Genomic DNA, 11627 nt, shown 5'->3' on the forward strand with positions numbered 1-11627 from the left:
CTCCTCCTTATAGTTCAAAGCTCTTTAGGTCATGAAGAATAGTCATGACTTCTTCTCTAATCTGTTCTCATAAATATCTGTTATAAATAGCAATCAAAGGGACTAAGACTTAGTTCCTTTCATTACGCATTTACAACGCATTTTATTGATATAGGAATGGAGAAGCCCTCCATTCCTACATGAAATTATCTTAATCAATCTTACAATTAGTAGGACTGTCTTTAATTGTGATTAAACATGTAACGATGATTTAATCTTAAAGTTTTCCAACTAAGTCTAAGCTTGGTGTTAATGTTTCTTGTCCTGGTTTCCATTTTGCAGGGCACACTTGATCACCATGCTCAGCAACGAATTGTGCTGCTTGCACTTTACGTAATAATTCATCCGCATCACGACCAATTCCATTATCATGAATTTCATAAGCTTTAATGATACCTTCTGGGTTAACAACGAAGCTTCCACGTAACGCCATTCCATCCTCTTCAATCATCACATCAAAGGCACGTGTTAATTTTCCTGTTGGATCTGCTAACATTGGATACTGAATTTTTGCGATGGTTTCTGATGCATCTGCCCATGCTTTATGAACGAAATGTGTATCTGTTGAAACCGAATAAATTTCACATCCAATTGATTTGAACTCTTCGTATTTATCCGCTAAATCTCCTAATTCTGTTGGACAAACAAATGTGAAATCTGCCGGATAGAAGACATAAACCGCCCATTTCCCTTTTGCACCTTCTGCTGTAAATTCTTTGAAATCTCCACCTTGATATCCCTGTAATTTGTAATCTGCAACCTGAGTTCCGATTAATGACATAATACATTCCTCCTGAAAGATTCTTTGATCTTTTTATTTTAATTTATTTTCAAACCATTTTTAAAACTTATCATTAAATTAAATATTTATTATAATTTTCCAACTAAGTCTAAGCTTGGTGTTAACGTTTCTTGCCCTGGTTTCCATTTTGCTGGACAGACTTGGTCACCATGCTCAGCAACGAATTGTGCCGCTTGTACTTTACGTAATAACTCATCGGCATCACGTCCAATTCCATTATCATGGATTTCATAAGCTTTGATGATTCCTTCTGGGTTAACAACGAAGCTTCCACGTAAAGCCATTCCTTCTTCTTCAATCATAACACCAAAAGCACGTGTTAATTTTCCTGTTGGATCAGCTAACATTGGATACTTGATTTTTGCGATTGTTTCTGATGCGTCTGCCCATGCTTTATGAACGAAATGTGTATCTGTTGAAACCGAATAAATTTCACATCCAATTGATTTGAACTCTTCGTATTTATCCGCTAAATCTCCTAATTCTGTTGGACAAACAAACGTAAAATCTGCCGGATAGAAGACATAAACCGCCCATTTCCCTTTTGCACCTTCTGCTGTAAATTCTTTAAAATCTCCACCTTGATATCCCTGTAATTTGTAATCTGCAACCTGAGTTCCAATTAATGACATAATACATTCCTCCTCTAAATTTTAAATTTAGTAATAATTACTGATATTGATATTATAATTTTAAATCTAATTAATGTCAATGATGTTTCTAAACTTTTTTAATTTTTATAAATTTTATCATCTTTTCTATTATTGACCGCTTAAAATAAACTTATGCTATATAGGGATATCGGAGATTTAATTCTAGATAGGGTCAGAAATTTTTTTCATCTTCATTCGTTGATCTTTTTGAAGTAAGGAACAGATTGACTAATTGGCTTATCAACTTTGAAAAATTTTCACATATCATCCCCTTCTTTCATCCAAAGAAAAAAGCGGGGGAGCTCCCCACTTATAATTCGGTTATACTCCCATCTTCTCCAACAAATAGCATTAAAATGATGCCGTCTCCGCCTTCTTGTTCTTGAAGACTTTTTGATTTAAGAGCGACGTAATAACCAATTTGATTATCAGCATAGTGTTCATGATTTTCATCATACATATAAACAATATCATCGTCTGCTCCATAACGTTCAACCGCAATGGCAACGGCATCAGCACCTGTAAAGGCATGGTCGTGACACTCTTTCTCACTTACCTCCACTTCACTCAGTGATTGTTTTAAAGTCATTAGTCGTGCAGATAATTCTTCATTATCAATTGGCTGACTCAAGTTTGACTCTAGTGTCTCTAGTGCTAATTTCGCAGCAGAAAACTCCTCAACCCCTACGAGTGTTTCAATGTAAGAGAGTTCATCTTCAATGGATGTGTCACTCAACGTTTGCTCAAGCACAGATGAAACTTGACTAGATAACCCCTCACTTACATCCGTTTCATTTGAACAACCACTAAGACTTAACATGACTGCAAATCCTAGCATGAAAAGATACCTAAATGGTTTCATTTTATCCCTCCAATTTCTGTTTTAATTTTGTTAATTCTTTTATTTCTGCTTTAAATAATTTTAAAGTCCCCATTCGCTTTTCAATGGTTTGGATAAGCTCTATGACTTCTTGATCATCTTTTGTTTCAAGTGCCTCGTTCGCTAATTCTTTAATCGATTCCAGTTGAGTTTTAATATAGGCAACGGCCTCTTCTTTTACAAAGCTTGGCTCACTGTCAATTAAGTTTAAATCGGTCCACGCTAGTAATAAGTCATCAAATAACGTTAAGTCATCATATTCTAACATGTTTAAAAAGGCCTCTCCCTGCTCATACCAAATCTCATAACTTTTATTTGAACTTTCATCACTTGCAAGCTTTAATAAACCAACTGCCCGTTCATAAGACTTGTCTTCAAATGCATCTTTTGCTTCTTTAATCATCTGATTCGCTATTTTATTTCCACATCCAGCTAATAGCAAACAACAAAAAAGTAATAGATATCGTCTCACTAAACCACCACCCTCGATAATACGAGAATATCACGAGACCAACTTAGAAATTTGCCATATCAGCACCAAAAAAATGGACTACTTCTGTCTTCTTTTAGCCAAGTTCGCTGCAATCGCCAACGCTTTACAAACCTCCTTTTAGAAAGACAAAAAAAGATGTAACCTCTTGTAGATTACATCTTTTGATGACACCATTTGTTATGATATTGAAAAAATGATCAGTTTTTTATTTTAATCATCTAAAAATAAAATGGACTCAAATCAATAAGTGCTTAGCATCTAAGCTGACAAAAATTAAAATTTTTGTTCAACTATCTTAATCAATATAAAACTTATCTTTTCCGTTCTTTTTAGCAATATAAAGTCGTTGATCGGCAGCTACATATAATTGATTAAACGTATTAATTTCACTAGTCACTTTGGCACTTCCTATACTAATTGAAAGACCACAGCTTTCATAATACAGTTTAAATGTTTTTCGAATACATTCAATTAATTGTGTTAATTTCGTTTCAAGGTGTTGTTTTGTCATATTACTTGGTAAAAATACAACAAATTCATCCCCTCCTAATCGCCCAACGATATCTTTTTCCCTAAATTCCGATTTAATCGTTTTAGCAAATAATTGCAGGACATAATCACCTTCCATATGACCTTTGGTGTCGTTAATCACTTTAAAATTATCTAAATCAAATAATAATAAAATCCCTACTTGATTAGTTGCTAAATAAGTGCTGACCAGTTCATAAACTGCTAGTTTATTAAACAATCCCGTTAAATAATCGGTTCGTGCCAATCGTCTAGATTCATCTAATTCACACATCATATTCTGGCGTTCTAAAATCGTTGGTGTTACATCCTGAATGACACCATACCATTCATTTGCCTCATCAAACATTGTTATTTTAACGTATTTAGAATTGGGTAATTCATAAATATCTTGGTGCGATTCTAAAGGATTTTGTTTTAAAGTCGATAAAAATGTTCTAAATTTCTGACAATCACCTTTGATTTCATTAAAGGATTCCTGATCCAAGTTTAAGATATCACACGTGTTTTCTGTAATAAAAATTTGGTTTAAGTTTTCAATGTATTCAAATAAAACGATTGGTAATTTAGTGACATCAATAATATGAATTAATTTATAGTTAAATGTCTTAATCATCTTAACGCTTTGATTAATAGAATTCGCTATCTGTGATAATTCATAACTACTCATCTCTCCTATTTCAATATCAAACTCACCCTTTTTGAATTCGTTTAAAATTTGTAAAATTTGTTGAATATCTTGAATCAATTTTTTATTAATTAGATAATTGATCAGTTTGATAACTAAAATGACCAATAACAAAGTAATTAAAGTCATAAATCCTATTAACCAAGCGATCTTACTATAAATGATTTGACTACTACTAGCGGCAATAAGAAGTAAATCATCATATTCTTGAGTGACTAAATAATAAGTATCATTCCCAATTTTTAACCATTTTCCATCAGAGGAAGATTTCAATGACTCTAGTTGATCTTTAAAACTAACTGAATTACCCTCATAAGCAGCTGAATGACCAATTAAATCACCCGTATGACTATTTAATGCAAACAATAAATGACCTTCTATCATAGGTAATCTACTTAAAACAGTCCTAATGGATGCCTGATTCCAATAGCTTTTTAACCCCTCTGGACCAATTGCAATTTGAATAAAACCACAATGAGCTCGACATTTAACCCCAATATAACTGCTCTCTTCTTGATCAACTGTATTTTTTTCCATCTCTTGAACGTAACTTGCAGTTTCATCAGTTGAATCAATTAAAAAGAGAAATTCACGTGCCTGTGAAGAGGTATGGAAATCAAACCCTAACCGATTCTCGACGGAAGAGCCTATAATAATCCCCTCTTCACTAACGACTTCAAGCGCATCTACCGAAAGCGTATTAGCAATAGAAACTAATTTTTCTTGATTTTCAATGATATCCGGATTTTCAAATACCATTTCTTCAAAGGCCCGCGCTCTAATTAAATAATCTTGTTTTATTAGTTCTTCAAATTCTTCTAATTCGTTGTGTCTTTCATCTAATACGGATGTCGTTTGTAAAATCAAATGGTCTAACAGGCCTCGTTGTTGGTTCATCATCACATAAAATTCAAACATACTATAAATTAAAATTAGAAATCCTCCACTAACGGATAACACAATTAACATATATCTTCGAAAAATATCCTTTATTTTTTTCATTTTTCAAGCCTCCGCTAGATTTAAATATATCAGTCCGGATAAATTTTTCATGGTCGAAAAACTTCTAACTCTTCCCCTACCAGGGATAGAAGGCTAAGAGCTTCGCGACTTAGCGTAGGGAACCCACTAGCGTTGTTCTTCTTATCGAGAAGACAAACGTATTGGGATAAGTTCGAATAAATGAAAAACATTTCCGTTTCTATAGATCATATTCTTTTTTTACTTGTTAGATTAATAAAATAAGCTATATTAAACTATCTTTAAATGTAAATTCAATCATGTAAAAGCTGTCGTCTACTTAAATCACCTTCTACAATTATAGTTTACCATTGCTAAATTAGAAATAAAAATTTCCTTTCATCACTCATGTTATTTTAAAGATTACCTTCTAGTGATTAGGAAAACGTTATTTAGAGATGACTTATAAATCAAAGATTTGCTCAATTGATAATGGTTTATTATAATAATTCCCCTGAACATAAAGCTTTTCATTTTTAATCTGAGAAATGATTTGATGCTGAACCGAGTGTTCTACACCGTCTAGGATGACCGATTGATTTTTAATCAATGCGAGTTTAGAAATCAATAAGACCACTTCCTCTTTAAGTGAATCAATCCCAATTCCTTCAATAAAAAGTTTATCTATCTTAATGATATCCACGTCTAATTGATGTAAAAGATCTAAGTTAGCATATTCTTTTCCAAATTCATCCATTGATATGATAAAACCAGCATGCTTTAATAGCTGAATATGATTCATAATCGTTTCTAAATCATCCAATTTCAATCGTTCGACTAATTCTAAACATATTTTATTCATTCCTAAGTTAGATTGATTTAACTTTTTAATAACGCCTTTTACAAATTGTTGATTTTCAATATCATCAAATAAGCAATTAACTGAAATATAAAATGGTTGCTCTCTTACACAACGGCAGGTTTTTAACATATGATAATCTTTAATTACCTGATCAATAATCCAAAAAGAAACATAAGATGACATTCCGTATTTCTCTATGTTAGACATCATTTTCATAGGTGAAATCATCTGTTGATTTTTACCGCGTAACCTCAATAAACTTTCAAATCCTATGATTTGATTAGTTTTTGGATGATAAATGGGTTGATACTCAAGAAAATATCGACGTGCCATTAAATCTTTTTTTATTTGATTTCTCATAAACTTTCGTTTTAACGACGGGGAAATCACTAATAAAGGTGTAAATAAAGCGAAACCTACGATGATTTCATTCCAATAATCATCCCCTTCTATTGAATCACCAAAATATTCTTCTAATAATAATGTAATCGGATATTCTCCTTGTTTCATAAATTCCTCAATAACCCGATCAATCTCCTCGATAATCAACTCACTATTTTCATTTCCTGCAATATATACATCTTGTCCATTAAATTCATAAACCAAATGATAATCAGAAGCTTTTATCAGGTTATCGACATATAAATCGATTTCTTTTTCTTCTAATTTCTTAACTAATGTGTGGTAATCTTTTTCATAATAGACAGTGACTTCAATTTGATTAGCTTTTAAAATCTCTAACACCTTGTTTGCATTAGAATCCCCTCTCACTAATCCAAGTTTCAAATCTTTTCGTTCTTTTAGTTGGTTAAGACTTACTTCCTCAAGACTAAATAATCCAAAAATTTCCTTATTCGTCCAATTATGATTAAAAATAAATTGGTCTTTGAATTGGTTATTCATTGAAATCCCTAGCATTAAATCAAGATCGCCAGAAACTAATTGATTCATGCCTTCCGATAACGGTAAGACAATGAATTCATAATCGAATGATAACTCGTCTTCAAATAACTTCATTAAATCATAGTAATATCCTTCCATCTCTCCTTCCTCGTTCACCATACAGTATGGCTCATACTCATAAACGCCTATTTTAACAAGATCAACTTCTTGTGCTTTAACAGAATGTAAAAAAATAAAAAAACTACCCATTAAACATCCTATGATTTTCTTTTTAATAACTAATCCCTCCTACTAGCGATAGCACCTTCAATCATAAACAACAATGACATAGAGAGAGCGAAATAGTTTTCACATCCTAAGAGGCAAGCTGAGTTGATGAGTCCTGTTATCAAAAAGACTAACCAAAATCGCGCTAAAAGATTTCCAACGATGAAAAACTATCCCCTACTTAGATATCAATTAATTTAATTTCCTGTTTAAATAAGGGCTTGTAATAATAATATCCCTGAACATGAATAAAGTCATAATGATATTGTTGAATCGCTTGAATCTGTGTTTTAGTCTCTACCCCTTCTAGCACAACCATTTTATTTTTTATTTGTGAAACCCTAAAGATAAATTCAATCATCTCATTCTTAACAGGGTCTTCTTCAATTCCCTCGATTAAAAATTTATCTACTTTGATGATATTAGTATCTAAGCTTAATAATAAATCAAGATTTGAATATTCAGCACCGAAATCATCCATCGCAATTTTAAATCCTGCCTGCTTTAATAGTGCCAAATGCTTAGCGACTCTAGGCATTTGATTCACTTTGATCCGTTCAATGATCTCTAAACAAATTTTATTTGGTCCTAAATTCGATTGCTGTAATATTTTTTGAGCTTGACGAATAAAACGACGATTTTCAATTTCACTTAAGGAAACATTAATGGAAATATAAAACTCATGATTTTTTACACAATCATACGCTTGAATTTCATCATAATCTTGAATAGCTTTTTTTAAAATCCAAAGGGATATCTCTAAAAGCATCCCGTTTTCTTCGATTTCTGGAATAAACTGAAAAGGAGGAATCAGTTGCTTTTGATCATTATACAACCTTAATAAGCCCTCAAATCCCCGAATTTTCTCACTGTTTAGATGAACAATCGGTTGGTATTGTAAAAGATAACGTTCTTTTTTCATATTCAATCGAATTTTTTGTTTAATCTTAAATCTTTTCCATATAACAATTAAAAACGGACTAACTAAAAGTAATAAAACTAACAACCATGCTGCTAAACATCGCAACACCTGAGCGTTAACCTCTTCGGTTTCACTAAAATAACTAGCATACAGGTGTTCGATTGGATGATCTTCCCTCGTATAAAGTGTCGCGAGGGCATCATCGAGTTGATAGATTAATGATTTTTGTTCATTACTTGTCACAATAAAGACTTGATCACCTGTCATTTCATAAATTTTATCATATCCGGGTCTATCTAATTCGCTATAATGTGGAATAACATCTACTTTACCTGATTCAAATGATTGTTCAAGTTCTTTCCAACTTTGAACCAAATAAGGTTCAACACTGATTCCCATGACTGAAAAAAGATTTAAAATGGTCTGTGTACTATGGCTACCTTCAATTAACCCAATCGTTTTCCCATTTAAATGCTCGATAGACGTCATGCCGGATAAAGGATTCGTGTATAAACCAAATACTTCCTCTCCAATCGATCGTTGACTATAATTCATTTCGTTCAATCGATCAGAAACTAAAGAAATACCAAACATCAAATCGATTTGTCCCTCTTTTAGCTGCTGCAATCCATCTGAAAAATCTGTGATAACATACTCATAACTAAAAGGTAGGACCTCTTGAATCAATAGTAGTAAATCATGATAATAACCCTTTATATTTCCTGACTCATCAATATCATAATATGGACTCGTCTCATAAAGACCGATTTTCACTTTATCATCTTGCGCTTGTACTTTAAACGTTATCGGTTGGATTAATCCAATACTGATGATAAATCCAATCATTAATTTACCTATTAATCGCATCGTCTCCCTCCTATATTGCCCCATCTCTCATTTAAGCTTCATCGTTGACTCCTAATAAAAATCTTATTAAAAATAAAAATTTCTTATACCTATCTATTATATAAATAGAAATGTATTTCACATTTTCTAATTCATCTCAGTACGTTAGTCTTTTTGATAAGAAGACAGACTATCGTCCAGGGGTCACCTACCATGCGCAGCATGTCTCCTCCTTTGGTAGGGCACGGGTCACCTGCCATGCGTAGCATGTCTCCTCCTTTGGTAGGGAATGCGTCACCTACCATTTTCTAGGAAAATGTATCTACCGTTAGTAGGACTTAAAAGTTTTCCGATATGAAAAACTTATCTAGACTTATATATAATAAGGATAGCAAGATCTCGTACTTAGCATCTGACACAGATTATGGATACGTTCTCCTTATACTGAAAAATTCTTCATGAGCCTTAAGTTTTTACTTGCTCTTTAACTTGACTGGTTTTGATTTTGGCACCATTCATTAAGTTAAAGATAGTCATTCTTTTAAAATTCATCACTCCTTCTCATCTGAATGCTTCCATACTTTTATGAAGCTACGGATTTAAAACCATGCATCCAAAAACTCATTAATACATAATTTTACACAAATTAACACACCACTTCTTCTAAAAATACCACCAATATATACCAAAATCAATAGTAAAAAAATATTTTTTCTTATCATCTGACTTACTATTTAAAAAGCAAAAAAATTCTAAATCTAATGAACCAGACTGAGTGGTTGAATTCAGATGATAGAAAGACTGACTACAATGGCGTTAAAAATTTATCGCCACTTATATATCAAGAGAGAAATAGATTTCACATTATGAAATAGGCTTATAGTTTTGTGGTAAATAGATTAACCATAGCGGATTCTCTAAGCTAAGTTGCGAATTGGCTAACTAGTAAAAGGCTTTTAGCTATGCAAAACTTTTAAATATAAAAATGGAATCACTTAAATCATGAGCCATTTAAGTGATTCCATCTTTATAAATAATCGTCAATATTTTATGCTAATCTTTTCAAAACAAAGCGTAACGAAACTGATCACACTGATTCCAAGAATTCCCCCAATAAAGTCAATTAACACATCACGCACCGATGACGTTCGCCCGACAAATGATTGAAAAAATTCATCCATCGTGGCACAAAGTAGTACTAAAAATAAGGCATAGATCCAACAATTGTGCTCACGTTGTTTGAAACATTTAAAGAGTAAGTAAAGGAGGCTTCCAAGCATGGCGTATTCAAATAAATGCGCCCCTTTACGCATGATGACATTTGCTAATTTATAAAATTCGCCATAATGGTATGGTGTCACTTTTTCAAGCAGACGCATCAATTTGTAAACCACATAGTCACTGCTTTGAAGTGAAATATGAATCGGTCGTGTCCCCTGATATAAAATGAAGCCCGTCATGATCAAAACTAAACACCCTAATAAAAATTTTCTCATCCTCTTTCCCATCCTAACGAGCTAGACATCTTTTATAAAGTCGGTGCCAGTAAGGAATCATGAACATGAAACCAATTCCTGCACTGAGTAGCCCAAGGATACTTAACGTCTTAAACGTATATGCAATTAAGTAGCTAATACTTTCGCGTAAATAACTCACTTGAATGGCGATATGATGATAAAAACCAGATTGAATGCCACTAAAGAACACAATAAAAATGAATAATCCAACCGCAACGATTCCATATCCACTATAAAGTAATCCTATGTCATATTTTTTACGTTTTTGTTGTCTACGACTTCGCGGAGATAACAAGACTTGTAATCCAACTATAAGCGTCGCAACGCCTACTAATCCACCTGCCAATAACATGATTGAAACGATCACCATTAAAAAAGAGAGATCACAAGTGTAAACTAGAACCTATAAGCTAGACACTTAAAAAAGTGTGAGCTTATGGTTCTTTTTAATTTATAATAAAAGAAAGATAACTTTAGAGAAAAATGGTGAAGAGAATGAGTCAAAAGAAGTTTACTGAAAAAGAGAGACAATGTTTAAATCAAAATCCTTATGTGAAGAAGGTATCTGAAAAATCGATGACCTATATCCTATCATTCTAATTCTATAATAGTTTGATGAATATCTTGAACTAATTGATAAATGAAATCAATATACTGATTAATTTTTTCCTCTGTTAGTTCTGATTCCAAAGAGGTAATAGATTGTTGATCTTGATGGGCTAATCGATTCCGAAGCAAACGAAGTTTCTCGATAAGGTTAGATACTCCAAAATCAGATTCTATCTTTAACACTAATTCATTAATTTTTTTTGACTTAAGCCCTACTGCTTCTAACTGATTTTTAATCTGCCCATAACTTGTAAAACTTTTATACTGATTTATATTCGTAATCACTTCATCTAACCAATCTGATGACTCTGGATTTTGAATGGCTAACTCAACTGATTGCATAGGAATTAGTAACTCTTTATACTGTTTTGTCTTAGTTTGATTCCCATTAAATTTTTGTATGATACAATACTTTACAATATCATGAATATATAAATCTAATGCACTCATTAATAATATAATTTGGCTCTGTCGAATCTCTAGTGTAGACTGACCATGTGCTGATAGAAATTGAATAATTTCATCTTTTTGTCTAACAACTTCAATACTATTATTAAATTGTTTAAGAATGTGTTTTTCTTGCTCATTTCTAATGACAACTTACTTTTTATCACGATTTGGCTGTGTTTGATGTAAAGATAAATCACGCATCTATTCT

General features: G+C 32.4%; 10 protein-coding genes. All 10 read right to left on the reverse strand.

Features of this window, described 5'->3' with window-relative positions; all coding sequences use genetic code 11:
* Nucleotides 1-256: 256 nt before the first annotated feature.
* The gene (ahpC, locus tag JRC48_RS07500; RefSeq protein WP_235068951.1) at nucleotides 257-820 is read right to left on the reverse strand and encodes an alkyl hydroperoxide reductase subunit C; all 564 of its coding nucleotides are present in this window, start codon (nucleotides 818-820) and stop codon (nucleotides 257-259) included.
* Nucleotides 821-909: 89 nt separating this feature from the next.
* Entirely contained in the window at nucleotides 910-1473 is a 564-nt protein-coding gene (gene ahpC / locus JRC48_RS07505) for an alkyl hydroperoxide reductase subunit C (protein ID WP_235068952.1), read from the reverse strand.
* A 331-nt stretch (nucleotides 1474-1804) separates the two neighbouring features.
* The gene (locus JRC48_RS07510) at nucleotides 1805-2356 is read right to left on the reverse strand and encodes a hypothetical protein (RefSeq protein ID WP_235068953.1); all 552 of its coding nucleotides are present in this window, start codon (nucleotides 2354-2356) and stop codon (nucleotides 1805-1807) included.
* Between the two features lies 1 nt (nucleotide 2357).
* A complete protein-coding gene (locus JRC48_RS07515; RefSeq protein WP_235068954.1) occupies nucleotides 2358-2846 on the reverse strand; it encodes a hypothetical protein in 489 nt (162 codons plus the stop codon).
* Between the two features lie 316 nt (nucleotides 2847-3162).
* Nucleotides 3163-5085 carry a GGDEF domain-containing protein gene (locus JRC48_RS07520; RefSeq protein WP_235068955.1) on the reverse strand — a complete coding sequence of 641 codons (1923 nt, stop codon included), beginning with the start codon at nucleotides 5083-5085 and terminating at the stop codon, nucleotides 3163-3165.
* 421 nt (nucleotides 5086-5506) lie between these two features.
* Nucleotides 5507-7057: an EAL domain-containing protein gene (locus JRC48_RS07525; RefSeq protein ID WP_235068956.1), complete on the reverse strand. Its 1551-nt coding sequence runs from the start codon at nucleotides 7055-7057 to the stop codon at nucleotides 5507-5509.
* Nucleotides 7058-7256: 199 nt separating this feature from the next.
* On the reverse strand, nucleotides 7257-8864 hold the full coding sequence (locus tag JRC48_RS07530; RefSeq protein ID WP_235068957.1) for an EAL domain-containing protein: 1608 nt from the start codon (nucleotides 8862-8864) through the stop codon (nucleotides 7257-7259).
* A gap of 1019 nt (nucleotides 8865-9883) precedes the next feature.
* On the reverse strand, nucleotides 9884-10339 hold the full coding sequence (locus JRC48_RS07535) for a VanZ family protein (protein WP_235068958.1): 456 nt from the start codon (nucleotides 10337-10339) through the stop codon (nucleotides 9884-9886).
* Nucleotides 10340-10352: 13 nt separating this feature from the next.
* Nucleotides 10353-10712: a hypothetical protein gene (locus JRC48_RS07540; RefSeq protein WP_235068959.1), complete on the reverse strand. Its 360-nt coding sequence runs from the start codon at nucleotides 10710-10712 to the stop codon at nucleotides 10353-10355.
* 239 nt (nucleotides 10713-10951) lie between these two features.
* Nucleotides 10952-11563, reverse strand: coding sequence for a HEPN domain-containing protein (locus tag JRC48_RS07545; protein ID WP_370630399.1), 612 nt, complete (start codon nucleotides 11561-11563; stop codon nucleotides 10952-10954).
* Nucleotides 11564-11627 lie beyond the last annotated feature (64 nt).

Origin of the sequence: Turicibacter sp. TJ11, from assembly GCF_021497505.1 — a bacterium.
GTDB lineage: Bacteria > Bacillota_I > Bacilli_A > MOL361 > Turicibacteraceae > Turicibacter.